General features: G+C 72.0%; 26 protein-coding genes and 1 riboswitch. Of the genes, 3 read left to right on the forward strand and 23 right to left on the reverse strand.

The features are described from left to right. Positions 1–3 precede the first annotated feature (3 nt). From ACYVKZ_RS09575 to ACYVKZ_RS09630, 12 genes are all read right to left on the reverse strand, one after another. A complete protein-coding gene (locus ACYVKZ_RS09575; protein WP_460991926.1) occupies positions 4–726 on the reverse strand; it encodes a GntR family transcriptional regulator in 723 nt (240 codons plus the stop codon). Further along, positions 719–1,537, reverse strand: a complete 819-nt coding sequence (locus tag ACYVKZ_RS09580) for a triose-phosphate isomerase family protein (protein ID WP_460991927.1) — start codon at positions 1,535–1,537, stop codon at positions 719–721. Before ACYVKZ_RS09580 ends, ACYVKZ_RS09575 begins: the two co-directional genes overlap by 8 nt. Positions 1,538–1,539: 2 nt before the next feature. After that, complete coding sequence (locus tag ACYVKZ_RS09585; RefSeq protein ID WP_460991928.1) at positions 1,540–1,998, reverse strand: ribose-5-phosphate isomerase; 459 nt, start codon at positions 1,996–1,998, stop codon at positions 1,540–1,542. 54 nt (positions 1,999–2,052) lie between these two features. Next, positions 2,053–3,783, reverse strand: a complete 1,731-nt coding sequence (locus ACYVKZ_RS09590; protein ID WP_460991930.1) for a dihydroxyacetone kinase family protein — start codon at positions 3,781–3,783, stop codon at positions 2,053–2,055. Between the two features lie 185 nt (positions 3,784–3,968). Beyond that, positions 3,969–5,291 (reverse strand): MFS transporter, encoded by a 1,323-nt coding sequence (locus ACYVKZ_RS09595; protein ID WP_460991931.1) that lies wholly within the window; start codon positions 5,289–5,291, stop codon positions 3,969–3,971. Positions 5,292–5,371: 80 nt separating this feature from the next. Further along, positions 5,372–5,827 carry an alternative ribosome rescue aminoacyl-tRNA hydrolase ArfB gene (gene arfB, locus ACYVKZ_RS09600; protein ID WP_460991933.1) on the reverse strand — a complete coding sequence of 152 codons (456 nt, stop codon included), beginning with the start codon at positions 5,825–5,827 and terminating at the stop codon, positions 5,372–5,374. Between the two features lie 41 nt (positions 5,828–5,868). After that, entirely contained in the window at positions 5,869–6,315 is a 447-nt protein-coding gene (locus ACYVKZ_RS09605) for an SRPBCC family protein (RefSeq protein WP_460991934.1), read from the reverse strand. Positions 6,316–6,320: 5 nt separating this feature from the next. Next, complete coding sequence (locus tag ACYVKZ_RS09610) at positions 6,321–7,529, reverse strand: O-succinylhomoserine sulfhydrylase (protein WP_460991935.1); 1,209 nt, start codon at positions 7,527–7,529, stop codon at positions 6,321–6,323. A gap of 8 nt (positions 7,530–7,537) precedes the next feature. Further along, positions 7,538–7,951, reverse strand: coding sequence for a rhodanese-like domain-containing protein (locus tag ACYVKZ_RS09615; protein WP_307005182.1), 414 nt, complete (start codon positions 7,949–7,951; stop codon positions 7,538–7,540). Further along, complete coding sequence (locus ACYVKZ_RS09620) at positions 7,948–8,268, reverse strand: DUF1737 domain-containing protein (RefSeq protein WP_307005181.1); 321 nt, start codon at positions 8,266–8,268, stop codon at positions 7,948–7,950. The genes ACYVKZ_RS09615 and ACYVKZ_RS09620 overlap by 4 nt, the downstream gene beginning before the upstream one ends. Before the next feature lie 9 nt (positions 8,269–8,277). Beyond that, positions 8,278–8,387, reverse strand: a riboswitch (SAM riboswitch). A gap of 112 nt (positions 8,388–8,499) precedes the next feature. Further along, complete coding sequence (locus ACYVKZ_RS09625) at positions 8,500–9,459, reverse strand: glutaminase (RefSeq protein ID WP_460991937.1); 960 nt, start codon at positions 9,457–9,459, stop codon at positions 8,500–8,502. Further along, entirely contained in the window at positions 9,456–11,060 is a 1,605-nt protein-coding gene (locus ACYVKZ_RS09630; protein WP_460991938.1) for a PucR family transcriptional regulator, read from the reverse strand. Before ACYVKZ_RS09630 ends, ACYVKZ_RS09625 begins: the two co-directional genes overlap by 4 nt. Before the next feature lie 195 nt (positions 11,061–11,255). Between ACYVKZ_RS09630 and ACYVKZ_RS09635 the strand changes: the two genes are divergently transcribed. Beyond that, positions 11,256–12,518, forward strand: a complete 1,263-nt coding sequence (locus ACYVKZ_RS09635) for an NAD(P)/FAD-dependent oxidoreductase (RefSeq protein ID WP_460991940.1) — start codon at positions 11,256–11,258, stop codon at positions 12,516–12,518. Positions 12,519–12,593: 75 nt separating this feature from the next. Here the strand turns inward: ACYVKZ_RS09635 and ACYVKZ_RS09640 are convergent, their stop codons facing one another. The 7 genes from ACYVKZ_RS09640 to ACYVKZ_RS09670 form a co-directional block, all read right to left on the reverse strand. Next, positions 12,594–13,115, reverse strand: a complete 522-nt coding sequence (locus ACYVKZ_RS09640) for an SRPBCC family protein (protein WP_460991941.1) — start codon at positions 13,113–13,115, stop codon at positions 12,594–12,596. Beyond that, complete coding sequence (locus ACYVKZ_RS09645; protein WP_307005173.1) at positions 13,112–13,492, reverse strand: ArsR/SmtB family transcription factor; 381 nt, start codon at positions 13,490–13,492, stop codon at positions 13,112–13,114. The genes ACYVKZ_RS09640 and ACYVKZ_RS09645 overlap by 4 nt, the downstream gene beginning before the upstream one ends. A 51-nt stretch (positions 13,493–13,543) precedes the next feature. Beyond that, on the reverse strand, positions 13,544–14,704 hold the full coding sequence (locus ACYVKZ_RS09650) for an LGFP repeat-containing protein (protein WP_460991943.1): 1,161 nt from the start codon (positions 14,702–14,704) through the stop codon (positions 13,544–13,546). A gap of 98 nt (positions 14,705–14,802) precedes the next feature. After that, the gene (locus ACYVKZ_RS09655) at positions 14,803–15,819 is read right to left on the reverse strand and encodes an acyl-CoA thioesterase (protein WP_460991944.1); all 1,017 of its coding nucleotides are present in this window, start codon (positions 15,817–15,819) and stop codon (positions 14,803–14,805) included. Positions 15,820–15,822: 3 nt separating this feature from the next. Further along, the gene (locus tag ACYVKZ_RS09660; RefSeq protein ID WP_460991945.1) at positions 15,823–17,034 is read right to left on the reverse strand and encodes a cobalamin-independent methionine synthase II family protein; all 1,212 of its coding nucleotides are present in this window, start codon (positions 17,032–17,034) and stop codon (positions 15,823–15,825) included. 73 nt (positions 17,035–17,107) lie between these two features. Next, positions 17,108–17,416: a hypothetical protein gene (locus tag ACYVKZ_RS09665; RefSeq protein WP_460991947.1), complete on the reverse strand. Its 309-nt coding sequence runs from the start codon at positions 17,414–17,416 to the stop codon at positions 17,108–17,110. Between the two features lie 78 nt (positions 17,417–17,494). Further along, complete coding sequence (locus ACYVKZ_RS09670) at positions 17,495–18,697, reverse strand: acyl-CoA dehydrogenase family protein (protein WP_460991948.1); 1,203 nt, start codon at positions 18,695–18,697, stop codon at positions 17,495–17,497. A gap of 91 nt (positions 18,698–18,788) precedes the next feature. On the opposite strand from ACYVKZ_RS09670, the gene ACYVKZ_RS09675 reads away from it, so the two are divergent. Continuing rightward, positions 18,789–20,516, forward strand: a complete 1,728-nt coding sequence (locus tag ACYVKZ_RS09675) for an AMP-binding protein (protein ID WP_460991949.1) — start codon at positions 18,789–18,791, stop codon at positions 20,514–20,516. A 30-nt stretch (positions 20,517–20,546) separates the two neighbouring features. Further along, positions 20,547–21,053 (forward strand): MarR family winged helix-turn-helix transcriptional regulator, encoded by a 507-nt coding sequence (locus ACYVKZ_RS09680; protein WP_460991951.1) that lies wholly within the window; start codon positions 20,547–20,549, stop codon positions 21,051–21,053. Between the two features lie 56 nt (positions 21,054–21,109). Here the strand turns inward: ACYVKZ_RS09680 and ACYVKZ_RS09685 are convergent, their stop codons facing one another. From ACYVKZ_RS09685 to ACYVKZ_RS09700, 4 genes are all read right to left on the reverse strand, one after another. Beyond that, positions 21,110–21,562 carry a hypothetical protein gene (locus tag ACYVKZ_RS09685; RefSeq protein ID WP_460991952.1) on the reverse strand — a complete coding sequence of 151 codons (453 nt, stop codon included), beginning with the start codon at positions 21,560–21,562 and terminating at the stop codon, positions 21,110–21,112. A gap of 125 nt (positions 21,563–21,687) precedes the next feature. Continuing rightward, complete coding sequence (mmsB, locus tag ACYVKZ_RS09690; protein ID WP_460991953.1) at positions 21,688–22,611, reverse strand: 3-hydroxyisobutyrate dehydrogenase; 924 nt, start codon at positions 22,609–22,611, stop codon at positions 21,688–21,690. Between the two features lie 29 nt (positions 22,612–22,640). Beyond that, positions 22,641–23,750: an enoyl-CoA hydratase/isomerase family protein gene (locus tag ACYVKZ_RS09695; protein ID WP_460991955.1), complete on the reverse strand. Its 1,110-nt coding sequence runs from the start codon at positions 23,748–23,750 to the stop codon at positions 22,641–22,643. Then, positions 23,751–25,253: a CoA-acylating methylmalonate-semialdehyde dehydrogenase gene (locus ACYVKZ_RS09700; RefSeq protein WP_460991957.1), complete on the reverse strand. Its 1,503-nt coding sequence runs from the start codon at positions 25,251–25,253 to the stop codon at positions 23,751–23,753. Between the last annotated feature and the right edge of the window lie 194 nt (positions 25,254–25,447).

Raw genomic sequence — 25,447 nt, forward strand, 5'->3', positions numbered from 1 at the left:
GTGTCAGCTGGAGGCGACGTCCCGCCGCGCCCGCTCGCGGACGCGCTCGATGTGGTCCCGCATGGCGCGCGTCGCAGCGCCAGGCTCCCCGGACCGGAAGGCATCGAGGATGGCCCCGTGCTCGATCACGGCCTCGTCCGCGTCGCTCACACCGGACTTGACGGTCTGGCGCATGCGGTGGACGCGGGTCGAGATCGCCTCGGACATGTCGATCAGGAACGGGTTCTGCGTGCCCTCGAAGATGAGGTGGTGGAAGTTCCAGTCGACCGCGAAGTAGTCGCGGATGAGGCCCACGGAGAGCTTCTCGCCCTCGTCCACGGCCTGGTCCACGAGGTGCGAGATCTCGATGTGCTCGGCGAGCGCCTGCTCGAGGCGGGGCACGAGCGCCTCCGCGTGGCGGGCCGCGAGCTCCGTCGCGCCGCCCTCGAGCACCAGTCGGGCGTCGAAGAGCGCCTCGAGGTGCTCCTCGGCCAGCGGCGGGGCCACACGGTAGCCCTTGAGCGCCTCTCTGGTCACGAGCCCGGTGCGCTCGAGCTGCACGAGCGCCTCCCGGACGGGGGTGGGGGAGACCTTGAGGTCCCGGGCGATCGCGTCGATGGACAGCCGGGTGCCCGGGGCGAGGTCGGCCGTCATGAGCATGTCGAGGACGAGGTCGTAGACGCGGTCACGCAGCCCCCGGCGCTCGAGGGCTGCGGCCCCGGCGAGGGGGTAGACGGTCTCAGTCATGGGCTCCTCCTGCGCCCCTGATAGTACCAGTGCCACCTGTGCCGAGGAGGGCGTGCACCTCGTCGAGGATGGCCTCCAGCGCCGCGGGATCGTGGGCGAACCGGCCGAGGAACAGCCCGTCCGCCGAGTCCGCGATCTGGTTGAGGAGGCCGGGGCCGGCGCTGCCGCCGTAGATGACCGCCGAGCCGTGGTGCCCGGGCAGCCCGCGGACATGGTCGCGCAGGGGCGCGCACACGGCCCGGATGTACTCGGGATCCGCCGGCTGGGGCGCGCCGATGGCCCACTGCGGCTCGTAGGCGGCGATGATCCGGCCGGACAGGCCGGACGCCCCGGCCGAGGCCAGGGCGTCGTCGAGCTGCCGGATGCATTCCTGGGCGGCCCCCTCCGGGTCGAGGCGGTGGGCCTCGCCGACGCACACGAGCGGGACGAGCCCGTTGCGCAGCGCCGCGGCGGTCTTGGCCCGCACCACGGCGTCGTCCTCGCCGAACAGGCGTCGCCGCTCGGCGTGCCCGACCTCCACGAGGGAGCAGCCCAGCTCGGCGAGCTGGGCGCCGCTAACCTCGCCCGTGAACGGGCCGAAGTCCTCGGTGGCGAGGTCCTGCGCGCCGACCATTGCGGCGCCCCCGAGCGCCTCCAGTGCCCCCGGCACGGAGAGGTAGCCCGGGACCACGAACAGTCCCGCGCGCCCGCCCACCGTCGCGGGGTGCCGGCGCGCGATTTCCGCGACCGAGCGGCACCACGCGAGCGTGCGCTCGTGGGTGAAGTACATCTTGGTGCTCGTGCCGAGGAGGACGGGCGGAAACGCCGTCACGCTCACAGCCCTTCGTAGCTGCAGATCTCGCGGACCTTGTCGTTGGAGGCGCTCGTCTCGTCGAAGACGTACGTGAGCCACTCGCGCACGTTCCTGCGCGCCTGCTCGATCCCGATGACGCGCTGGCCCATGCACAGCACCTGGGCGTTGTTGGACAGCACGCTGCGCTCCACCGAGAAGCTGTCGTGCGCCGTCACCGCCCGGATGCCCTTGACCTTGTTCGCGGCGACCGCCACGCCGAGGCCGGTGCCGCACACGAGGATCGCGCGGTCGGCCTCGCCGCGGGCCACCATCTCGGCGGCGGTCGTGGCGATGGTGGGGTAGTTGGTGTGCCCGTCGGCGTCCACCCCCACATCGGCCACGGACACGACGAGGCCGTTGTCCTCGAGGTCCTTCTTGATGACTTCCTTGTAGTCGAAGCCGGCGTCGTCCGCGCCGACCACGATGCGCCATGCGGGCATGCGTGCTCCTTCGTGGTGGTTCTGGGTCTGTGGGGGTTGTGGGTCTGCGGCCGGTCAGCGGGCCGCGAGGACCGCGTGGACGCGTTCGGCGATGAGGGCCAGGGAGACCGCCCCCGGGTCCGGCGTGCCGAGGGACTTGGCACCGTGCGAGCGGGCGCGGCCCATTCCGGGCATGAGGTCCGCCGTCGCCTCGGCGGCCTGCGCCGCTGCGGCGGCCGCGCGCTGCCAGGCCGCGGCGAGGCCCTCGCCGGCCTCCACCCGCGCCGAGAGCGTGTCGGCGAAGGGCACGAGCGCGTCGACCATGGTCTTGTCGCCCACCTTCGCCTTCCCGTACTCCATGACGGCGTCCCGGGCCGCGCAGACCCCGGCGGCGACGGCGGCCGCGGTCGCCGGTTCGGTGTCGCCGAGGTGGGAGCCGACCGTCTTGAGGATCAGGCCCCACAGCGCCCCGGACGTGCCGCCGGCGCGGTCCGACCAGGCGTCGCCGCAGCGGGCCAGGAGGCTCTCGGCGCCCGCGCCCTGCTCGGCGAGGGCGGCGGCTGCCTCCGCGGCGGCGACCGTGCCGCGCTGCATGCCGATGCCGTGGTCGCCGTCGCCGGCGATCGCGTCGATGCGGCCCAGCTCCGCGGCCTGCTCCGCGATCAGCTCCCGCACGGCGGCGAGTGCGCCGCTGATGAGCCGTGCGGCCTGGCGGGATTCCTCGGAGGACGGCGGCAGCTCGGCCTCCGTCTCGTCCTCGCCGGCCGCGGCGACGGGCTCGAGCGCGGAGGTGTCCATCGAGCCGGTGCGGAACGCGGGGGTGTCCGCGGGGGCGAGCCAGAGCCGCTCGAGCTCGTCGTCGACCCAGAACAGCGTGAGCGAGGCGCCTGCCATGTCGAAGCTCGTGCAGAACTCGCCGACCTGCGGGTCCACGAGCGTCAGCCCGGCCTCCTCGAGGAGGTCCGCGATGCGCGCGTAGACCACGTACAGCTCCTCGTTCTTCACCGAGCCGAGGCCGTTGAGGATGGGAACCACGCGGCCGCCGCGGACGGCGGCGCCGTCGGGGATCTCGGCGGGGTCCAGGAGGTGCCGGATGAAGAGCTCGGCGAGGCCGTCAGCGCTCGGGATGTCGGTGATGTCGATCCCGGGCTCGCCGTGGATGCCCAGGCCCACGGCCATCTTGCCCTCGGGCACCGTGAACAGCGGCTCCTCGGCGCCCGGGAGGGTGCAGCCGGTGAAGGCCACGCCCATGGAGCGCGTGCGGGCGTTGGCCGTGATGGCCACGCGTTCCACGTCGTCGATCCCGTAGCCCTGCGCTGCCGCGGCGCCGGCGGCCTTGAAGACGGTGAGGTCCCCGGCGATCCCGCGGCGGCGCTCGGCCTCGGCCGGTGGGGCGCTGAAGATGTCGTCGGTGACCGTGACGGTGCGGCAGTCGATGCCATCGGCCCGCACGGCCTCCTGGGCGGCGCCGAAGTGCAGGACGTCGCCGGCGTAGTTGCCGAAGCTCAGGAGCGCGCCGCGGCCCTGCTCGCTCGCCCGGATCACGCCCTCGACCTGGTGCGCGGACGGTGACGCGAAGAGGTTGCCCATCGCGGCGCCGTGGGCGAGGCCAGGACCCACAAGTCCGCCGAACGCCGGGTAGTGGCCGGAGCCGCCGCCGATCACGAGCGCGACCTCCGGCCCTGCCGACCGGGTGGAGCGGGAGACTCCGCCCGTCACCCGGCGCACCCAGCGGGTGTTCGCGCGCACGAAGCCGTCCACCATGTCATCCGCGAAGGAGGCCGGATCATTCCACAGCCGGGTCATGTGCTTCTCCTCGACATTGAGTCATCTGAGGCGGCAGAAGTGCCGAACCTCTTTCCTATAGGATATTTGACAGCACGTGACCCGCGTCAAGTCTGCGGTCGTGCTGCGGACGCGGACGCCCCCGCAGCTCCCGTCGGCGACGGGCCCTGCGGGGGCGTGGGTGTCCTCCAGTCCTCCGTGGCTGCTCAGCCCCGCCGTTCGGACGGCGAGACGTCGGCCCGCGGGGTGGCCCCCTCTGTCGGGCGGTCGCCGCCCTTGCGCAGGGTGAGCATCACCAGTCCCGCCGCGAGCAGGCATGCGGCCAGGAACACCGAGGTGGCCATGAAGCTCCCGTGGGTGACGTCCTGCAGGAAGCCGCCCACGTAGGGGCCCACGAAGCCGCCCAGGTTGCCCACGGCGTTGATCAGGCCCATGGCGCTTCCGGCCACCACGACCGGCATGGCGCGGGACGCCGAGGCCCAGAACGGCCCGTCGTAGGCCAGTGCCCCCGCCATCGCGATGCTGATGAATGTGACCGCGAGGATCGGCATGGCGCTGCCCGTTGCCACCGAGATGACGAGTGCCACGGCGCCCACGGCCATGGAGAGCAGCACGTGCGTGGAGTAGCGGCCGGAGCGGTCCGCGGCCTTGGCGTTGTACCAGAGGGCGAACATGGCCAGCACGTACGGGATCGCCGTGACGAACCCGACCTCGATCGAGGAGCCGGAGGTGATCGTCTTGACGACCTTCGGGAGCCAGATGTTCAGGCCGTAGAAGCCGATCTGGATCAGGAAGTAGACGATCGTCAGCCGCCACACCGCGCTGTTGGCGAACACGTGCTTGATGCTCACGTGCCCGAGCTGCGGGGCGGCGGCCTCGTCTGCGGCGAGGCCCTCCTCGATGTAGGCGCGCTCTTCGGGCGAGCACCACTTGGCGTCGCGCGGGCGGTCGGCGATCATCAGCCACCAGATGGGGGCCGCGATCACGAACGGGAAGATGCCCTCGATGATGAACAGCCAGCGCCAGTCCGAGAAGGAGAGGATCCACCCCGAAAGGGGCGCGGTGATGATCGAGGCGATCGCGATGTTCATCATCCAGAAGGCGTAGGCGCGGGCGCGTTCGGCCGCGGGGAACCAGTGGCTGATGAGCACCAGGATCGCGGGCCAGATGCCGGCCTCCGCCACGCCGAGGAAGAAGCGGACAACGAGCAGCTCCCCGAAGTTCTGGATGAAGCCGCCGAGGACCGCCAGGACGCCCCAGACGAGGATCATGATGCCGACGAACTTCTTGGCGCTCCAGCGCTCGGCCAAGTGGCCGCCGGGAATCTGGAGCGTCAGGTAGCCGATGAAGAAGATCCCCGCGGCCAGACCCTGCTGGGCAGCGTCGATGCCCAGGTCCTTATGGAGCCCGTTCAGGGCGAACCCGATGTTGGTCCGGTCCATGAACGAGATGATGTAGACGATGATTGCCACCGGGATCAGGCGCGTCCAGCGCTTTCTGCCGACGGCGCCGTGGACAGCTTCGGCCACGATAGCCTCCTCTTTCCTATAGGATATACCCCCTTTTTCACGCTAGGCGTGGTGTGGATCACTGTCAAGGGGTGCGGGTCCTACGGCGGGGGGAGACGGCGCCGGGTGGCCTTGGTCTCGCTGCGGCGCTTTTTGGACTCGAGGCGGCGGACCTGGGAGCCCCGGGTGGGGCGCGTTGCGCGGCGGGCGGGTCCGGGCGGCAGGAGCGCCTCGGACAGCAGCGCGACCAGACGGGCCCGGGCCGCCTCGCGGTTGCGCAGCTGGGAGCGCTCGCCGGAGGCGACGATGCTCAGCCGGCCCCCCACGAGCCGGCCGGCCAGCCGGGCGAGGACGCGCTCGCGCTGGGTGTCCGAGAAGGACGCGCTCGCGCCGGGGTCGAAGAGCAGTTCCACCCGGCTGTCGGTCGTGTTGACGCCCTGGCCGCCCGGGCCGCTCGAGCGGCTGAACCGCTCCACGAGTTCGGAGGCCGGGATGGTGACCCCGCACCGCGCGCCGGGCTGCGGCGGCACCCTGAGGTCCCTGCCACGAGCGTCCATGGGCCCATTCTCCGGCACGGCGGGAGGAAGTCCGGCTCCGCTCAGCCGCCGTGGCGCAGGAGGCGCTTGAGCAGCGGCCGGTAGAGCAGCGGGGCGACCGCGCCGGCCGCCCAGCTCCCGACCCGCCCGAGGCGGGCCACGCCCAACTCCTGCGACCAGCGAACGGTCGAGCCGCCGTCGTGCGCGGAGACGGTGAGGTCCACCGCGCCCAGCACGAGCGGGCCCCCCTTGACGATCCTGGCCCGGCCGGGCGCCGAGTCGGTGGGCGGCGTGATCGACTCGATGGTCATGGTGTCGTCGAAGCCGACCGGGCCCACGGCGGTGCGCCCGGTGAAGAGGTGCCCGGCATGGAGCTCGTCGGCCGTGGCCAGTCCCCGGGTGATGCGCGTGAACGGGATGAACCGGTCATGCCCGCGCAGGTCGAGCACCCGTGCCCACGCCTCGCGGGCGGAGAGGGGCGTGGTGATGACGATCTCGAAGTGCCGCACGCCGCTCAGCCGCCGTGGGTGAGCGCCCGCTCGAGGTCCCCGATCAGGTCTCCGACGTCCTCGAGCCCCACCGAGAGCCGCAGCACGCCGTCGCCGAGCCCGATCGCCGCGCGCCCCTCAGGGCCCATGGCCCGGTGGGTCGTCGTAGCGGGGTGGGTGATGAGGGACTTCGAGTCGCCGAGGTTGTTGGAGATGTCGATGACCTGCAGCCCGTTGAGGAGGCGGAAGGCCGCCTCCTTGCCCCGGCCCTCGGGGGCATCCAGCTCGAAGGTGATGACGGTTCCGCCGGCGCTCATCTGCTTCTTCGCGAGCTCGTACTGCGGGTGCGAGGCGAGATGCGGGTACTTGACCCAGCGGACCTCGGGCCGCGCCTCGAGCCATTCGGCGATCGCGAGGGCACTCGCCGAGGAGTGCCGCACGCGCAGCCCCATCGTCTCCAGGCCCTTGGAGAGCACCCAGGCGTTGAAGGCCGAGAGCGCGGGGCCCGTGTGGCGCATGAGGTTCTTCACCGGCCCGTCGATGAACTCCTTCGTGCCGAGCACGGCGCCGCCGAGCACGCGGCCCTGACCGTCGATGTGCTTGGTGCCGGAGTACACGATGACGTCGGCGCCGAAGTCGAGGCTGCGCTGGAGCAGGGGGGTGGCGAAGACGTTGTCGACGACGACCTTCGCGCCCGCGGCATGCGCGAGGTCCGCGACGGCCTGGATGTCCACGAGCTCCTGCATCGGATTCGACGGGGACTCGAAGAACACGGCGGTGGCGGGCCGCGAGAGCGCCTCGCGCCACTGGTCCAGATCGGGGCCGTCCACGAACACCGTCTCGACGCCCCAGCGGGGGAGGATCTCATTGAGGATCACGAAGCACGAGCCGAACAGGCTGCGCGCCGCGACGACCCGGTCCCCGGCTCCCAGCAGGGCCGCCAGCGCGGTGAACACCGCGGACATCCCGGACGCGGTCGCGAAGCACGCCTCGGTGCCCTCGAGCAGCCGGAGCCGCTCCTGGAAGGTCGCGACCGAGGGGTTGCCGTAGCGCGAGTAGACGAACCGCTCCTCCTCGCCGGTGAAGGCCCGCTCGGCGGCCTCGGCGGAGGGGTAGACGAACCCGGAGGTGAGGAAGAGCGCCTCGGAGGTCTCCTGGAACTCGGTGCGCAGGAGTCCGCCCCGCACCGCCTGCGTGTCCTCGCTCCAGCCGGCGGCGTTGATGTCAAAGCTCACGGAAGTCTTCAGTCCTGTCCAAGGTTGGTCGGCAGCCCGCGGTTCTTCCAGCCGTTCACGGTCCGCTCGCCGTCGGGCCCGGGCACGCCCTCGAAGCCCTCGAGGACGCTGTAGGCGGTGAACCCGAGGTTGGTGGCGACGGCGGCCGCGGCCGCGGAGCGGTGGCCCGAGCGGCACAGGAACAGCAGCGGGGTGGTCCTGTCGTCGGGGCCCTGGAGTTCGAGCTCCATGACGAAGTCCGGGTTGGGGATCCCGCCCTCGAACACCCAGGGGATGAAGAGCGGATCGTTCTCGGTGCCCTTGGTGTCGGGGATGCCCACGTGGGCCCACTCCTCCTCGGTGCGCACGTCCACGAGCACGGCCTCGCCGCTCGCGAGCTTGGCCCAGGCCTCCTCGGGGGTGAGGTCGCCGGCGTAGCTCACGCGTGGCCCTCGCCCTCGTACTCAAGGGAGTCGACGGCGGAGGCCACCGCGGCGTCTGCGCGGGCCACCGTGTGGGGCAGGACCACGGCCTGGGCCACGATGACGTCCGTGCCGTTGAAGGTCGCGGCGGGGCTGCCGTGGAGCACGTACCCGTCGGCGAGGGCCTGGGAGATCTTGGCGCAGAACTCGCGGGTGTCCGGGCCGGTCAGGAGCCGGTAGGCCAGCTTCTCCTCGGCGGGCCCGCCGGGGGCCGCCGGGTCGTTGAGCGGAGTGGTCGCGGCTGCCGCCGCGGTCTGCTCGGTCGCAGTATCGGGCATGACGGGGCTCCTTCGGGCTTGCGTATCGAGAACGAATGCCGAGTAGTCACCTGAGGCACCCCGCCGCCTGGAGGGTTGCCGGCCAGCTAAGTCAGGGCTTGGCACTGGCGCTCATTACTCTTCGATCGAACGTAGCACGGGGCACCGTGGCCGACCATGGGACTGCGGTAACGATTGGCAATATGCCGATTCGGGCGGCCCCGCGCGGTCCGGAGCGCCCACCGTGGAGGGTCAGAAGATGGACCAGCCGGTGCGGTCGGCGAGCTCCGCGAGGGCGGCGGTGCCCGCGAGGGAGTTGCCGTGGGCATCGAGGCGCGGGCTCCACACGCAGATGGAGCAGACGCCGGGCACCACGGTGAGGATGCCGCCGCCCACCCCGCTCTTGCTGGGCAGCCCGACGCGGTAGGCGAACTCCCCGGCGGCGTCGTACATCCCGCACGTGAGCATGACGGCGCCGATCCGCTTGGCGGCCGAGGCGGAGACGACCCTCCCCGAGGGGCCGACGCCGTCGTTGGCCAGGAAGAGGCCCGCGCGGGCCACATCGGCGCAGGACATCTCGATCGAGCACTGGCGGACGTAGTGGCGGACCACATCGCTGGGGCGATTGCGGAGGTTGCCGAGGTCGGCGAGGAAGTGGGCCAGGGCGAAGTTCCGCTCGCTCCTGGCCAACTCGGATTCGAAGGCCTCCGCATGCACCGCGCCCCCTCCGGCCGGGCCGGAGAGCAGCCCGAGCACCTGGTCGCTGGCATCCGGGAAGGCGTCGAGGAGGTGGTCGGTGACCACGAGCGCGCCCGCATTGATGAAGGGATTGCGGGGGATGCCCCCCTCGGCCTCGAGCTGGACGAGCGAGTTGAAGGCGGTCCCCGAGGGCTCGCGGAGGACCCGGGACCACAGGCCCGGGCCGTCCTCGTGCCCGAGGGCCAGGGCCAGCGAGAACACCTTCGAGATGCTCTGGATCAGGAACGGCTCCCCGGCATCCCCGGCCGTGAGGACCTCTCCCGAGACCATGGCCACGGCGATGCCGAAGTGCCTGAAGTCGGCTGCGGCCAGATGCGGGATGTGGCCGGGGACAGAGCCCTGGACGCGGGTGGGACGGAACTCGTGGACGAGGTCCTGGAGGAGGCCGCCGAGCGCGTCGGGGTCGACTCCGGCGCTGCGCCGGGCCTGGAGGAGGGCCGGGCCGCCGCTCATCGCCCGCTCCCGGCGCCGTCGAGCTCGCCGCGGTGCCACAGGCCCAGGTGGAGCTGGGCGATCGTGGCGTGGGCGGGGTTGCCGAGGTCCAGGCCGGTGAGGCGCTCGGCCTTGCCGACCCGGTAGTAGACGGTGTTCCTGTGGACCTGCATGGCCTGGGCGCAGGCGGAGACGTCCATCGAGGCCCTGAAGTAGCTCTCGAGCGTCTCCGCGAGCTCCGCGTCGGTCAGCAGGAGGTCCGTGAGCGCGCGGTGCCTGAATCCGGAGGAGGCGAAGCGGGCGATGGCCTCGTGGAGGAGGACCTCGGTCTCGACGTCCTCGATCGACGCGACCTGCAGGCCGCCGTCGCGCACGAGGCAGTCCAGGACGGCCGCCGCCTCCGCCCGGGAGCCGTGCAGCGTGGCCACGCCGGGGACGATCCGGCCGATGGCCACGAAGGCCACGGCCCCCAGATGGCGGCGCGCGTCCGCTACGATCAGGCCCGCGAGCGAGCGCAGCGCGGCGGTGGCCGTGCGCGGGGCCAGGCTGGGCACCACCACGGCCGTGTGGCCCTCGTGCTGCCCCACGATCGAGGACGCCTTGAACGCGGCGGCGTGCAGCGCGACGAGGTCGGCGAGCTGCCCGTGGACGAGTTCGGCGTCCTCGGCGAGGGCGTCGGGGCGGGACAGGCCGACCAGGAGCAGGCACGAGGGCGTGTCGACCGCCACGCCGAGGGTCCTGGCGGCCGCGGCTGCCTCTGCCGGGCCAGACAGCAGACGGCCGATCCGGTCCTCGTGCATGGTGACCGACTGCTGGTTCCGGTAGCGGATCAGTTCCGATGCCGCGCGCCGGGCCGCGCCCGTCAGCGCGTAGACCACGTCGTCGCCGAAGCCCGAGCCGGTCTCCTGGAGCCAGATGTAGCCCATGATCCGCTCGCCGGCGAAGATGGCGATCGCGGCCCGCTCGCGCAGCTGCTGGTCGGGGCTGGCCGGCACGCGGACGACGCCGCGGCTGCGGTGCATCTCGCGGTAGGCGCCGAGGTCCTTGAGCATGAGCTCGTACTCGCGGGGCCCGCGCCGGGTCAGGATGGAGGCCTTGCGGAGCTCGTCGATGTTGTTCGAGAGCGTCGAGTACGCGAGGACCCTGTTCGCGGCGTCCTCGATCACCACATGGCTCGACGTGACCCTTGCGGTGGTCTGGGCGAGGGCGAACAGGTCCTCCTCGAGCAGCGCCATCGCCGCAGGCTGCGGCTCGGCGTCGTCGAGGCGGGACTTGGCGACCGAGAGGATCTGGTCCCAGGGCGCGTCCGGGGCGATGAGCAGCAGGCCGACGCCGCCGGCCCTGCACAGCTCCTCGAGCTCCGGCGCCTGCTCCTCCGAGGCCTTGACCGCGAGCGCCGTGGGCGCCGCGCCGACCAGGCGCCTCACGGCCGGCAGGGCGGCGCGGCCACGTGCCCCGACGAGGCACACCAGGGCCGCGCGCACCTCGGGCTGCTCATCGGTGTCCTCGGCGTCCAGCATGAGGACCCGTCCGACGGAGGGGTCTGCCCCTGCCGCGTCGAGCCCGAGTCGTGCCCATCCCGCCGGAAGCTCCGCGAGGATGTCATTGATCGTTCGGCTCACTGCCTCTTCCTTGAAGCGCTCCCGGCCCCCGCAGAGGCCCATGACCCGCACCATGCTAGGCGGCCCGCGGGGCACGGCGTGTGGGTCCGGGCACAGGAACGGGCGCCTCACCTTGTGCGCGGCGACAAGGAGTGCCGCCGCGCCCGGCTGCGCGGGCGGTTCACAGCCCGCTGGCAACTCGGTAGTGTCGCGCGTGTGGACGAGAACTACGAAGTCATCGTGGTCGGCGGAGGGTTCGCGGGCGTGGCAGCTGCCCAGACACTCGGGCGCAAGGGCGTGCGGGTCCTCCTGATCGACAAGAATCCCTACCACCAGTTCCAGCCGCTCCTGTACCAGGTCGCGACCGTGCAGCTCGGCGTCTCGGAGGTGGCGCGCTCCCTGCGCGACATCTTCCGCAGCCAGCCCAACGTGCGCGTGCTGGTCGAGGAGGTCACGTCCGTGGACCCGGCCGCGAAGCGGGTCACCACCTCGGACGGCAAGGTGCACGAGGGGCGCTTCCTCGTGCTCGCCTCCGGCGCGGAGGCGAACTTCTTCAACACCCCCGGGGCGGAGGAACGCACCTACCCGCTGTACTCGGTGGACGACGCCGTGAGCCTCGGCGGGGCGCTCTCGAACGCCCTCGAGGCGGCAGACCGGGCGGACGACGGCACGGAGTTGAACTTCGTGGTGATCGGCGGCGGCCCCACGGGCGTGGAGACGGCGGGGGCGATGGCCGAGACGGTCAAGTACGTCCTCGGCGACTACTTCTCCCCGCGGCTCGCCAGCCGGTGCCGGGTTCACCTCGTGGACATGATCCCGAACGTGCTCAACGCCTTCTCGGACAAGTCGAAGCAGTACGCCGCCCGCCGGCTGGAGGGGATGGGTGTCGAGCTCCACCTCGGCGTCCCGGTGAGCGAGATCGCCCCGGACAAGGTGGTCTTCAAGGACGGCAGCGAGATCCCGGCCACCCTCGTGGTGTGGGCCGGCGGTCTCAAGGCCGGCCCCGTGGTCACCGGCTCGGGGCTGCCGCAGGGCCGCGGGGGGCGGATCGACGTCAACCCCGACCTGACCGCCCCCGGCATGGACGGCGTCTACGTCCTGGGCGACGCGGCGAACATGACCGACGACAAGGGCAACAAGCTCCCGCAGCTCGGCTCCTGCGCGCTGCAGGCCGGCGGGTGGGCGGCGAAGAACATCCTCGCCGACATCGACGGCCGCCCCCGCGAGCCCTTCCACTACTCCGACAAGGGCTACATGGCGATGGTGGGGCGCGGATCGGCGGTGGCGGAGGTCGGGCCGGGCCCGAACCGCAAGCTGCTCTCGGGCCCGCTCGCCTTCCTCGCCTGGCTCGGCGTACACGTGGTGCTGCTGTCCGGGAGCATGCAGAAGATCCGCGCCCTGGCCACGTGGCCGAGCGACTACATCAGCCACCGCCGCTCGTTCGTGGTGCTGAGCCGGCCGGACCGGGCGCACAGCTAGCCGCGCCGGGACGGGGACGACGGCGCCGGGCCACCTCGGGTGGCCCGGCGCCGTGGTGCTGTGGCCGGATGGGGGTCAGCCGGCGGCCGGCTCGCCGGCGCGGTCCCGGGCGTCCTCGGCGAGCAGCGCGTCGATCTGGCCGGAGGCCTGGCGCATGCCCTCCTCCATTCCCATCTCCGCCATGCGTTCGAGCTGCTCGAGGCTGCGGAACCTGCTCACGGTGGTCATGCGGGTGCCGGGTGCGAGGTCCTCGAACGTGACCACGAAGGAGGTGGTGTCCTCCGGGTCCAAGGGGGAGCCGTCCTCGTTCGCGAAGCCGTCCTCGATCTCCAGGCGGCGCGGCGCGTCCACGGACGTGATCTCCCACCACCCGTGGGCCCTGGTGCCGTCCGGCCCGGTCATGTAGTAGTGGCAGCGGCCGCCGGGAACGAGGCTGTGCATGGCGAAGGTGGCGGGCCACGTGGGCGGCCCCCACCACCGTTCGAGCTGGCGCGGATCCTCCCACACCTGCCATACCCGGGCCGGCTCGGCGGCGAACTCGGTGACGAGCGTGAGGGTGAGGTTCTCGGTGTCCTTGGTGCTGCTGACAACGGTCATTGCTGGGTCCCCTGGTCGGTGCCTGACTGCGGTGTCTCCGCGCCGAGGATGGCCTCGATGCGGTGGATGCGGTCCCTCCACAGCGCCTCGTAGGCGTCGAGGAGGCGGGCCGCCGTGCGGAGCGCCGCGGGATTGGAGTGCACGATCTGCTCCCGGCCGCGCCGTTCCTTCGTGACGAGCAGTGCCCGTTCGAGCACCGCGACGTGCTTCTGGACCGCCGCGAAGCTCATGGCGTAGTTCCGGGCGAGCTCCGAGACGGACTGGTCGCGCAGCATCGACTGCCGCAGGATGTCCCTGCGGGTCGCGTCGGCCAGCGCCGCGAAGATCCGGTCGATCTCCGCGTCGGACAGGTCTCGGAGGCTCTGATCTACAACCATTTGGTTGTAGATTAGCCCAGACTCGCCCGGAGGGGAAGCACGACGTCGGAATCAGCGCCAGAGCACGGACGTGGCGCCGCTGTGCCAGTCCCAGAGGATGCTGCCGCCCTGGAAGTCCTGCCGCTGGCCGGTGCTGACCGCGTACTCGTTCGTGAGCGGGTAGCCGAGGCCGCCCCATGCCCAGTTGAGCCGCTCGTAGGCGGCCTTGATGCCGCCCTTGACGTAGTGCGTCCCAGACCCTGCGGACCACCAGTACACGGCGCCCTCGAACCACTGGTAGCAGCCGCCGCGGGGGGCCGTGCACTGCTCGTCCTGCAGCGGCAGCCCGAGGGCCCAGCCGTCGGCGATCCAGGCCGAGCCGATCGCGCCGCGGACCATGTGGGCGCCCGTGGAGGGGCTCCACCAGATGCTGCCGCCGCCGAACGGCTCCCAGCAGGTGGTGCTGCCGGGGTAGCACTGCTCGTCGCCTGCGGGGTAGCCCAGCGGCCCCCAGGCCCAGTTCAGCGCGGCGTATCGGGCGCCGATCCCGCCGTGCGGCCAGGTCGCAGGGTTCCCGCTGGGGTCCCTCCACAGGATGCCGCCCTCGAAGCGCTGGTAGCAGCCACCGCCCGGGGCCGAGCACTCGATGTCCCAGAGCGGGTAGCCCAGCGGCCCCCACGCCCAGTTCTCAAGCTCGTAGCGGAAGCGGAAGCCGTCGTTGCGCACCGTGTGCGCGCCCGTGGTCGGGGACCACCAGATGAGTCCCCCGGTGAACCACTGGTAGCAGCCGCCCCGCGGGCCCGTGCACACCTCGTTGCCCAGGGGCGCCCCCAGCGCGGAGGCGCCGCCGTCGGCGGCGTACTTGGCCCCGATCGCCCCGCGGACGGCGTAGTCGGCGGCCGAGGGCGTGGCGGACGCGGTGGGCGTGGCGGACGCGGTCGGCGCGGCCGCCGTGTCCGACGGCGCGGCGGTGGCGGCGGCGCTGCTGGCCGGCGCGGGCGCGGTGTCCGTCGGCGAGGCGGTCCCGGTGGGGGCCGGCGTGGCAGCACCCGCAGCGTCCGTGGGCGAGGCTGTGGGGGGCGCCGTCGCGGTACCGGTGGCCGACGGCGGCGGGCTGGGCGGGGTCGTCGCACTCGCCGGGCCGCTCGCACCGCCCCACAGGACGGCGCCCAGAGCGCAGGCAGACAGGATTCTGAGGGCGCTGCGGTGCCCCCGGACCGTGGTGACGCGCACGTCAGTTCCTCCCCGAGATGGCCACCCCCGAAGTGGCACAGGCGAAGCGTATCCGGCGGCCCCGCTACGCGGAAGTCGCGGCGGAGCCGCGGGCGGGGTCAGGCCCCGAGCAGGTGGTTCGGCAGGCGGCCCCCGGGCGCCTTCCCGCGGATCTCGAGCAGCTCGCGGGCGTGCTCCCACAGGCGCCGGTCCTCGTCGGAGACAGGCTCCCAGTGGGGCACGGACACCGCGGTCCCGGTCTCGTCCCGGGCCACCATGACCGTGAGGCAGTAGGTGGTCAGGTGCAGCCCGTGTCCTCGGGGCGAGCCCGAGCGGACGTGGACCGCGATGTGCATGCCCTTCGTCCCGGTGTACACGAGCCTGGCCTCGACCTCGACGACGTCCCCGATGAGCAGCGGCCGGTAGAAGCGCACCCCGCCGGAGAACACCGCGACGGCGTCCCGTCCGCAGTACCGGGACGCGCACACGTACGCGGCCTCGTCGATCCACTTCATGACGGTGCCGCCGTGGACCTTGCCGCCCCAGTTCACGTCCGTCGGGGCCGCGAGGAACCTCAGGACCACGCGCTCGGCGGTGCCGGCGTCGGTGTACTCCTGGCGCTTCATGGACGCGACGATCTCGTCCCGCACGGCCACGCGGGCCTTCGCGTGGGCCTCCGCCTCCCGCTCGGCCTCGGTCCGGGGGACCCAGGCCGGGACCTCGACGGGGCGCCCGTCCTCGCCGACGGCCACGAAGATCACGAGGCAGTCGCTGCGCATCGTGGGCGTGCCGCCCTTCGGGTCGCCCGAGGACACCACGGTGCGGATGTGCATCGAGCTGCGTCCGGTGTACACGATCGTGGCCGTGACCTCGACCATGTCCCCGACGTTGACGGGGTCGGCGAAGTGGATGTTGCCCACGTAGGCCGTCACGCAGTAGGTCTTTGCCCAGCCCACGGCCGCCGCGTACGCGGCCTTGTCGACCCACTCGAGGACGGTGCCGGCGTCGACCGAGCCGGAGTGGCCCTTGTCCGTCGGCGCCGCAAGGAAGCGGAGCGTGACCCCATGGGACTGCTCCGGGGCCACAGCGGCCGGCGGCCCTGCCGCGGGAGCCGGGCCGCCGGCGTCGTGCGCCATGCCCTAGCCCCAGAGCCGCTGGCTCGCGATCCGCGCGCCCTCGGAGAGCGACTCGAGCTTGGCCCAGGCAATCTGCGGGTGGACGCGGCCGCCGAGGCCGCAGTCGGTCGAGGCGATGACGCGCTCGCGGCCCACGATCGAGGCGAAGTTCTCGATGCGGTCCGCGACCAGCTCCGGGTGCTCCACCACGTTGGTCGCGTGCGAGACCACGCCCGGGGCGATCGTCTTGTCCTCGGGCAGGTCGAGGTCCCGCCAGACCTTCCACTCGTGCTCGTGGCGGACGTTGCCCGCCTCGAACGAGTAGGAGCCGGCGTTGATCGAGAGCATCGTCTCGGCGAGGTCCTTGAACGGGATGTCCGTGGTGTGCGGGCCGTGCCAGGAGCCCCAGCACAGGTGGAAGCGGATCTGCTCCTGCGGCAGGCCGCGGATGGCATGGTTGAGGGCCTCGACGCGGACCTGGGTGAACTTCAGGTAGTCCGCCAGGCTCGGCTCGGGGTTGATCATGTCCCAGTTCTCGGCGATCGAGGGATCGTCGATCTGGACCGTGAGGCCGGCGTCGATGATGGCCTTGTACTCCTCGCGCATGGCGTCGGCGCACGCGAAGACCAGCTCCTCCTCGTCCTGGTAGTACTCGTTCAGGAGGCGGCTCGCGGAACCGGGGGAGAGGGCGGGGAGGAACCCGGTCTCGTAGCCGTTCGCGGCGAGGGCGGCCTTGAGGTTGGCGACGTCGCGCTGCACGGCCTCCTGCCCGATGTACGTGATGGGGCCCGTGACGGTGGGCTGGGCGACGGGCTTGCGGCCGGTGAGGATGAACGAGTTGGGATCGTTGTAGGCCTCGTTGAAGCGGACCCGGTCGCGGCGGTCCCGCATCGTGGTGAGGCGGATGTGGCCCGGCTCGGAGCGGATCTCCTCGGTCATCTGCCAGCGGTCCACGCCGCCCTGCGAGAGGCCGCCGAGGCGGGAGAAGGAGTAGTTCCACCACGCGCCGTAGTCCACCGAGTTGGACATCGTGTGGCCGTACTCGCCGTCGTTCGGCAGGGTGACCCCGGCCTCGCGCTGCTTCGCGACGATGTCCTTGACGGAGCCGGCGAGGAGGTCCTCGAAAGCCGCCGAATCGTCCGGGTTCGCGGCCTGGGCTGCGTTCGCCGCGAGGAGCTCGGGCGTGCGGGGGAGCGATCCGGCGTGCGAGACCTGGATGAAGTCGGTGTTGTGCATGGGGCCAGTCTTGCCGATGCGGGCGGCCGTCCGCGAGTGTGTGCGCGTGTGTGAACTCGCCGGTAGGGCGCGCTCAGTCGCGGTCGGTGTCGCCGAACCCGGTGTGCACGGCGCCGGCGGCGTCGGGGATGCCTGCGGCCCCGGAGGTGCCCAGGCCCGCGGTGTGGGGACGGCGCTTCGGCCGCGCCGGTTCGGGCGGGGCGGGGAGCTCGACGCGCGGCTCGCCGGGCGGTGTGTCCGCGTAGCGGCGGGGGTCATGCAGCTGGAGCGGTTCCTGGTTGTGGCCGTAGTTCTCGCCCTGGCTGTAGCCGTCGTCGAGCGGCGCGTCGTGGTCGTATGCCGCAAGGCCCGGGGGCGGCGGCACGCGATCGTCCTGTTCCATACGGGAACCGTAGTCATACGACGCCGCCGGGCGCCAGAGCTTTCCGCGATGCGGCGCTGTGCGGTCCACCGCAGCCCGTCAGACGAACGCGGAGGCCCCCGTCACGGCCCGCCCCACGATGAGCGAGTTGATCTCGTAGGTGCCCTCGTACGTGTAGAGGACCTCGGCGTCGCCGAACAGCTTCGCCATCTCGTAGTCGGTCGTGATGCCGTTGCCGCCCAGCAGCGACCGGCCCATGGCCACCGAGGAGCGGGCCAGCCGCGTGGTGGTCGCCTTCGCCATCGCCGACTGCGCCATCTCGAGGTGGCCGGCCTCCTGGATGCGGGCGAGCTCGACCATGAGGGACAGGGACGCCTGGGCGTTGCCGAGGATCTCGGACAGCTGCTGCTGGACGAGCTGGAAGCCGGCGAGCGGCCTGCCGAACTGCATCCTCTCGAGCGCATACGCCCGGGCGATGTCGAATGCGGCGAGCTGGATCCCCGCCGCCTGCCAGCCGACCCACGCGCGGGAGTCCCGCAGGAGATCGTTGGCACGGTCGAACGCCGTGGCCCCTGGCAGCAGGTTCGCCTCGGGCACCCGGACGCCGTCGAGCACGAGGTCCGCGTTCTGCATGATGCGCAGCCCGATCTTGTTCGCGATCTTCGTGGCCGTGAAGCCGGGACGGTCCGTCTCGACGATGAAGGCCTTCACCGCGCCGTCCTCCGTGTCCCGGGCCCAGACGAGGACGAAGTCGGCAATGGTGCCGGCCCCGATCCAGCGCTTCGCTCCGTGCAGGACCCAGCCGTCGCCGTCGCGCGTCGCGGTCGTGGCGAGGCCGCCGGCGATGTCCGAACCGTGCTCCGGCTCGGTGAGCGCGAAGGCGCCGAGGGACGTGAACGCCTCGAGGCCCGGCAGCCAGCGCCGCTTCTGCTCCTCGGAGCCGAGGTCGTGGACCATGCCCACGACGAGCTCGTTGTGGATCCCGACGAGTGCCGACAGGGAGACGTCGGCCCGAGCGGTCTCCATGTACGCAAGTCCCTGGAACAGCCGCGAGGACCCGTCCGTCTGCAGCCGCCCGAGCCCCAGGGACGCGAGCTTCGGCAGGAGCGCGAAGGGGAACTCCTCCCGGTTCCAGAACGGCGCGGCCAGGGGCCGGACCTGCTCCTGGAGGACCTCCCGCAGCTCGGCGAAGCGCTCCCGCTCCGCGGGGGAGAGCAGGTCCGCGACGCGCATGAGGTCCGCGTCCGGGAAGGGGACCGCGGGCGCGGCGGCCGGGCGGAGCGTGGCTTGTGCGTGGAGCATAGGGACCTCTTCATCGCGGCGCTGTTCAAACCCTAGGAAGTCCAACTATATTTCATCGTGACGGAGATCACTAGGACGGAAAGGCGAGGCGATGACTGTCACCGACGACTTCAGGGCTGCCCGCGACAGGCTGCTCGAGCTCCGCGAGGACTACGCCCGGGCCCACGACGAGTTCGTCTGGCCCCGCTTCGCGGAGTTCAACTTCGCCCTGGACTGGTTCGACGCGCTCGGCTCCGACCCGGTGCGGGCGAGCCAGCCAGCCCTCGTCATCGTGGAGCAGGACGGCAGCTCGACCCGCCGCACGTTCGCCGAACTCTCCGCCCGCTCGTCGCAGGTGGCCGGCTGGCTCCGCGACCAGGGAGTCCGGCGCGGCGACCGCATGATCATCATGCTCGGCAACCAGGTCGAGCTGTGGGAGCTCATGCTCGCCGGGATCAAGCTCGGCGTCGTCATGATCCCGACCACCACGCTCATGGGCCGCCGGGACCTCGAGGACCGCGTGGAGCGAGGCGGTGCCCACTGGGTGGTCGTCGGCGGGGCCAACGCGCACAAGTTCGACGACGTGCCCGGCGACTACCGCGTCATCGTCGTCGGGGGCGCCGGGGCGGACCCGGCCCCCGCGCGCGAGGCCCTCGACTACGCGGCCTCGGCCCAGGCCTCCGCCGACTTCGCCCCGGACGCGCCGACCCGGGCGGACGAGACGCTCCTGCTCTACTTCACCTCCGGCACCACCTCGCGGGCCAAGCTCGTGGAGCACACCCACGTCTCCTACCCGGTGGGGCACCTCTCCACGATGTACTGGATCGGCCTCGACCCCGGCGACGTCCACCTCAACGTCGCCTCGCCCGGCTGGGCCAAGCACGCGTGGTCCAACGTCTTCACGCCGTGGATCGCCGAGGCCACCGTGTTCATCTACAACTACGAGCGCTTCGACGCCTCCGCCCTCCTGGAGCAGATGGGCCGCGAGGGCGTCACGAGCTTCTGCGCCCCGCCCACCGTGTGGCGCATGCTCATCCAGTCCGACCTGACCCAGCTGGAGACCCCGCCGCGGAAGGTCGTCTCCGCCGGCGAGCCGCTCAACGCAGAGGTCATCGGGCAGGTGCAGAAGGCCTGGGGCGTGACCATCCGCGACGGCTTCGGGCAGACCGAGACCACCGTCCAGGTCGCCAACACCCCGGGCCAGCCCGTCACCGTCGGTGCGATGGGACGCCCGCTGCCGGGCTACGACGTCGTGCTCGTGGACCCCGCCACCGGCGAGGAGGCGGACGACGGCGAGCTCTGCCTCCGCCTCGATCCTCGCCCGGTGGGCCTCATGAAGGGCTACTACGGCGACCCCGAGAAGACCGCCGACGCCTTCCGCGGCGGCTACTACCACACGGGCGACATGGCCACGCGGGATGCCAGCGGCGTCATCACCTACGTGGGCCGCGGCGACGACGTGTTCAAGTCCTCCGACTACCGGCTCTCCCCGTTCGAGCTCGAGAGCGTGCTGATCGAGCATCCGGCCGTTGCCGAGGCCGCCGTGGTGCCGTCCCCCGACGAGGTGCGGCTGTCGGTGCCCAAGGCGTTCGTGGTGCTCGCCGGCGGGTACGAGCCCGGGCCCGAGATCGCCGAGGAGATCCTGCGCTACTGCCGCAGCCAGCTCGCCCCGTTCAAGAGGATCCGCCGCATCGAGTTCAGCGAGCTTCCCAAGACCATCTCGGGCAAGATCCGCCGGGTCGAGCTGCGGCACACCGAGCAGGCGCGGCACTCCGAGGCGGCCGCCGGCGGGTATGGCATCGAGTACGCAGAGGCCGACTTCCCCGGCCTGAGAGACTAGCCAGCACATCCACGCTGTGACAGGAGGACCATGGGCGCCCCGCTTCCCCGCGACCCGATCGCCGATGCCCGGCGCAACTGGGAACGCAACGGATGGGCGGAGGTCGCGGCGCCCATGGCCGCCATCACGGCCATCATGCGCACCCAGCAGATCCTCATCGCGCGCATCGAGGACGTGCTCAAGCCCCTCGGACTCACGTTCGCGCGGTACGAGATGCTCGCGCTGCTCAGCTTCGCCCGCACCGGGGCGCTGCCGATGAGCAAGGCCAGCGCCCTCCTGCAGGTGCACCCCACCTCGGTGACCAACGCCGTGGACCGGCTCGAGGGGGCCGGCTACGTCACGCGCACACCGCACCCCACCGACGGGCGCACCACGCTGATCGAGCTCACGGACAGCGGCCGCGCGCTTGCGGAGAAGGCCACCGTGGCGCTCAACGCCGAGGTGTTCGGCCGGTCCGGCTTCACCGGCGACGACGTCGACGCGCTCCTGCGCATCCTCGGGGACTTCCGCCGCCAGGCCGGCGACTTCACCGCGTGAGCCGCGGCTGCGCCGGATGCCCCCCTCTTCTGGAGGCCACCTCCTGGAGGTCAGCGTCAGGCGGTGCGGGGGAACGGGTCCTCGGGCGGTGCAGGGTACCCCGCCCGGGCGGCCTCGGGCCGGGCCTTCTCCGGGTAGCCCTCAGGGGCCGCGATGAGGTACACGATCATCACGACGAGCCCGAAGCCGATCAGCCCCAGGAGCAGGGTCAGCAGGAACCACATCTTGTCCGGCAGCTGGTACGAGTTCACGAGCGCCCCGACCCAGGCCACGAACTGGGCGATGATGCCGCCGAGCGCGATGAGGCCGCCCACGCAGATGAACACGACCGTGGACCAGAAGGTGCCGCCCGGCGTCGGCACGAAGTCGTAGCCGTTGCCGCTGCGCGCGCTCACATACGTCCCGCCGTAGGCGAGCATGACGGCCGTGGCCACCCCGGCGACCACGAGGCCGATCACCATGCCGATGATGCCCCAGATCCAGGTCCTGGTGATGATTCCCTTGGTCATGGCAGGCTCCTCCCGCGCTGCGTGGGCGGCACGCCCCACGTCCGCCCGCAGCCCCTGCGTCCACGGTCCTCCCAGGACAGCGGGGCGGACAGGGCATTTGGTCACCGCGGTCCGGCGGGGAGGGGTCAGGCCTCGGACTGCTCCCGGATCGTGTTGATGATGCCCGAGAAGTCGGTGCCCGCGCCGCCCTGGTCGACGAAGGAGTCGTAGATCCGGGACGCGAGCTGGCCCATCTCGGCGGCCACCCCGGTGTGCTCGAGCGCGTTGACGGCGAGGCGGAGGTCCTTGGCCATGAGCGCCCCGGCGAATCCGGGCTGGTAGCCGCGGTTCGCCGGGCTCGTGGGCACCGGGCCCGGCACGGGGCAGTTGGTGGTCAGCGCCCAGCACTGGCCCGAGGCGTGCGCGGCGACGTCGAAGAGGGCCTCGTGCGTGAGCCCGAGCTTCTCGCCGAGCACGAACGCCTCGCTCACCGCGATCATGGACACGCCCAGGATCATGTTGTTGCACACCTTCGCGGCCTGGCCGAGGCCGTGGGCGCCGCAGTGGACCACGCGCTTGCCCATGGTCTCCAGGATCGGCCGGACCACTGCGACGTCGTCGTCCTCCCCGCCCACCATGAACGTCAGGGTGGCCGCCTCGGCGCCCACCACCCCGCCGGAGACGGGGGCGTCCACCGAGCGGTGGCCGGCGGCGACGGCCGCCTCGGCCGCCTCCTGCGCCTCCGTGACGTTGATGGTGGAGCAGTCGAGGAAGAGGGTGCCCGGCGGAGCCGCCCCGAGCAGGCCCTGCTGGCCCTCGGTGCCGCGGTAGGCGTCGAGGACGTGGCGCCCGCTGGGGAGCATGGTCAGGACGATCGCCGCGCCGGCGACCGCCGCTGTGGCGGACTCCGCGAGGGGGATGCCGTGCGCCCGTGCGGCGTCCGCGGCGGCCGGGACCGGGTCGTACCCCAGAACCGTGTAGCCCGCGGTGATGAGGTTCGCCGCCATGGGGCCGCCCATGTGGCCGAGGCCGAGGAAGGCGATGGTTCCGGACGCGGACGGCTCACTCATGGTGTCTCCTTCTGTCTCGTGCTGCGAGGTCACAGGGCCGCCACCCCTGCGGCAAGGCCCAGCTCGTCCGCCTCGAGCGGGGCGAAGCAGGCGTCGACGTCCGCCGGGCCCACCTCCGCGAGGGTGGGCGGGATCCAGCGGGGCGTGCGGTCCTTGTCGATGACCTGGGCGCGGATTCCCTCGCGGAAGTCGTGTCCGGCGAGCAGGCGCAGGCCGATCCGGTACTCGGTGTCGAGGGCCTCCTCGAGCGCCCCGGGGACGGGGCCGCGGGCCCGGGCCCGGCGCAGCGCCGCGAGTGTGACCTTCACGGCCAGCGGGGACTTCGTCTCGATCGAGGCCGCCGTCTCCCAGGCAGCCGGCGCGGGGCTGGCCTTGAGCCGGCGCACGATCTCCTCGGCGTCCTCCGACGCATAGGCCTCGTCGATCCATCCCCGCTGTTCCGCGAGCTCCGAGAGGGGAGGCTCGACGGCGAGGCGCGCCACGGCGTCGTCCGCCGTCTCCGTCTCGAGCGCCTCGGCGAGCTCGCCCAGCCGTGCGGCCGGGACGAAGAAGTCGGCGAGGCCGAGGTGGAGTGCGTCTGCGCCGTCGAGGTGGGCGCCGGTCAGCGCCGCGTGCGTGCCGGACTCGCCGGGCGCGTTGGCGAGCAGCAGCGTTCCGCCCACGTCGGGCACGAACCCGATCGTGGTCTCCGGCATCCCCATCCGCGTCCGGTCCGTCACGACCCGGTGCGAGCCGTGCACCGAGACGCCCACGCCGCCGCCCAGCACGAGCCCGTCCATGAGGGCCACGTAGGGCTTCGGGTAGCGGCTGATGAGCGAGTTGAGGCGGTACTCGGTGGCCCAGAAGTCCTCGGTGGCGTGGCCGCCGGCCTGCATGTCCCGGTAGATCGCCACGATGTCCCCGCCCGCGCACAGCCCCCGCTCGCCGGCGCCGCGCACGAGGACCGTGTCCACGGCGCCGTCCGTCGCCCACGCGGACAGCCGGGCGAGCATGGCCTCCGCCATGCCCACCGTGAGCGCGTTGACCGCGCGGGGCCGGTTGAGCACGACGACGGCGAGCCGTCCCCGCCGCTCGAACAGGACCTCCGGCTCGGCTGCTCCGGGGGGCGCCGGGTCCGGTGCCGCAGTGGGCCCAGCCATTCAGCTGCCCGCCGGCATGACGAAGCTGGCGCCCTGCCGCACGCCGGAGGGCCACCGGGTGGTGACGGTCTTGGTCTTGGTGAAGAAGCGGAACGCGTCCGGGCCATGCTGGTTGAGGTCGCCGAAGCCCGAGGCCTTCCAGCCGCCGAACGTGTAGTAGGCGATCGGCACCGGGATCGGCACGTTGACGCCGACCATGCCCACCTCGACCCGGCTGGCGAAGTCACGGGCGGCGTCGCCGTCGCGGGTGAAGATCGCGACCCCGTTGCCGAACTCGTGCTCGCTGCACAGGCGCAGGGCCTCGTCGTAGTCCGCGGCGCGGACCACGCTGAGCACGGGGCCGAAGATCTCCTCGCGGTAGATCGACATGTTCTCGGTGACCCGGTCGAACAGGGTGGGGCCCACCCAGAAGCCGCCCTCGTAGCCGTCCACCGTGTGGCCGCGGCCGTCCACGAGCAGCTCGGCGCCCTCCTCGGCGCCCTGGGCGATGTAGCCCTCGATCCGCTCCTTGGCCGAGGCCGCCACGACCGGGCCGAAGTCCACGTCCTTGTCCATGCTCGCTCCGACGCGCAGGCCCTTGATGCGCTCCTGGAGCTTGGCCACGAGCGCGTCCGCGGTCTCCTCGCCCACGGGCACGGCCACCGAGATGGCCATGCAGCGCTCGCCCGCGGAGCCGTAGCCTGCCCCGATGAGGGCGTCCGCGGCCATGTCCAGGTCCGCGTCCGGGAGGATGACCATGTGGTTCTTGGCGCCGCCGAAGCACTGCGCGCGCTTGCCGTGGGCTGCGGCGCCGGCGTAGATCGCCTGGGCGATGGGCGTGCTCCCGACGAACCCGATGGCCTTGACCCGCGGGTCCTCGATGAGGGCGTCCACGGCCTCCTTGTCGCCGTTGACCACGTTGAACACGCCGTCCGGCAGACCGGCCTCGGTGAGGAGCTCGGCGAGGCGGAGCGGGACCGAGGGGTCGCGCTCGCTCGGCTTGCAGATGAACGCGTTGCCCGCTGCCAGGGCCGGGCCCGCCTGCCACAGCGGGATCATGGCCGGGAAGTTGAACGGGCTGATCCCGGCAACCACGCCGAGCGGCTTGCGCAGCGAGTGCACGTCGATGCCCGTGCCCACGCTGTCCGAGAACTCTCCCTTGAGCAGGTGCGGGGCGGCGCCGGCGGAGAACTCGACGACCTCGAGGCCGCGCTGGACGTCGCCCTTCGAGTCGGCGAACGTCTTGCCGTGCTCGGAGGACAGGAGCTCGGCGAGCTCGTCCATGTGCTCGTTGGCGAGGTCCACGAACTTGAGCAGGATCCGGCCACGTCGCTGCGGGTTCATGGCGCCCCACTCGGCCTGGCCCTTCTCGGCAGCGGCGACGGCCTCGTTGACCTCGTCGCGGCTGGCGAGCGGGAGCCGGGCCTGGACCTCGCCGGTGCACGGGTTGTAGACGTCGCCGAAGCGGCCGGAGGTCCCGTCGACGCGCGCGCCGCCGACGTAGTGGTACAGGTCGTGGATCATGGAAAGCTCCTTTGCTCATGTGTGACCCAGGTCATCTGTGACCGAAGATACTCGGACTTCCAAGTAATTGCCAGAGGCTTCGGTCCTGCCGGGCGTCCGGGCGGCGAGAGGAAGGCGGGGGAGGCTAGGTGTAGTGCCCAGCCAGGTTGTTTGGCATCCGGCTGATGGGCGGGAGCTTGCCGATGGCGGTGTGG

The organism is Sinomonas soli (assembly GCF_054782415.1).

Bases quoted from the DNA above. Each gene is read 5' to 3' on its own strand.
- ACYVKZ_RS09685 (WP_460991952.1), bottom strand. From the start codon at position 21,562: ATGACCAAGGGAATCATCACCAGGACCTGGATCTGGGGCATCATCGGC.
- ACYVKZ_RS09675 (WP_460991949.1), top strand. From the start codon at position 18,789: ATGACTGTCACCGACGACTTCAGGGCTGCCCGCGACAGGCTGCTCGAG.
- ACYVKZ_RS09590 (WP_460991930.1), bottom strand. From the start codon at position 3,783: ATGACCCGGCTGTGGAATGATCCGGCCTCCTTCGCGGATGACATGGTG.
- ACYVKZ_RS09645 (WP_307005173.1), bottom strand. From the start codon at position 13,492: ATGGTTGTAGATCAGAGCCTCCGAGACCTGTCCGACGCGGAGATCGAC.
- ACYVKZ_RS09625 (WP_460991937.1), bottom strand. From the start codon at position 9,459: ATGAGCGGCGGCCCGGCCCTCCTCCAGGCCCGGCGCAGCGCCGGAGTC.
- ACYVKZ_RS09665 (WP_460991947.1), bottom strand. From the start codon at position 17,416: ATGGAACAGGACGATCGCGTGCCGCCGCCCCCGGGCCTTGCGGCATAC.
- ACYVKZ_RS09695 (WP_460991955.1), bottom strand. From the start codon at position 23,750: ATGGCTGGGCCCACTGCGGCACCGGACCCGGCGCCCCCCGGAGCAGCC.
- ACYVKZ_RS09575 (WP_460991926.1), bottom strand. From the start codon at position 726: ATGACTGAGACCGTCTACCCCCTCGCCGGGGCCGCAGCCCTCGAGCGC.
- ACYVKZ_RS09660 (WP_460991945.1), bottom strand. From the start codon at position 17,034: ATGCACAACACCGACTTCATCCAGGTCTCGCACGCCGGATCGCTCCCC.
- ACYVKZ_RS09620 (WP_307005181.1), bottom strand. From the start codon at position 8,268: ATGCCCGATACTGCGACCGAGCAGACCGCGGCGGCAGCCGCGACCACT.
- ACYVKZ_RS09655 (WP_460991944.1), bottom strand. From the start codon at position 15,819: ATGGCGCACGACGCCGGCGGCCCGGCTCCCGCGGCAGGGCCGCCGGCC.
- ACYVKZ_RS09670 (WP_460991948.1), bottom strand. From the start codon at position 18,697: ATGCTCCACGCACAAGCCACGCTCCGCCCGGCCGCCGCGCCCGCGGTC.
- arfB (WP_460991933.1), bottom strand. From the start codon at position 5,827: ATGGACGCTCGTGGCAGGGACCTCAGGGTGCCGCCGCAGCCCGGCGCG.
- mmsB (WP_460991953.1), bottom strand. From the start codon at position 22,611: ATGAGTGAGCCGTCCGCGTCCGGAACCATCGCCTTCCTCGGCCTCGGC.
- ACYVKZ_RS09700 (WP_460991957.1), bottom strand. From the start codon at position 25,253: ATGATCCACGACCTGTACCACTACGTCGGCGGCGCGCGCGTCGACGGG.
- ACYVKZ_RS09585 (WP_460991928.1), bottom strand. From the start codon at position 1,998: ATGCCCGCATGGCGCATCGTGGTCGGCGCGGACGACGCCGGCTTCGAC.
- ACYVKZ_RS09680 (WP_460991951.1), top strand. From the start codon at position 20,547: ATGGGCGCCCCGCTTCCCCGCGACCCGATCGCCGATGCCCGGCGCAAC.
- ACYVKZ_RS09640 (WP_460991941.1), bottom strand. From the start codon at position 13,115: ATGACCGTTGTCAGCAGCACCAAGGACACCGAGAACCTCACCCTCACG.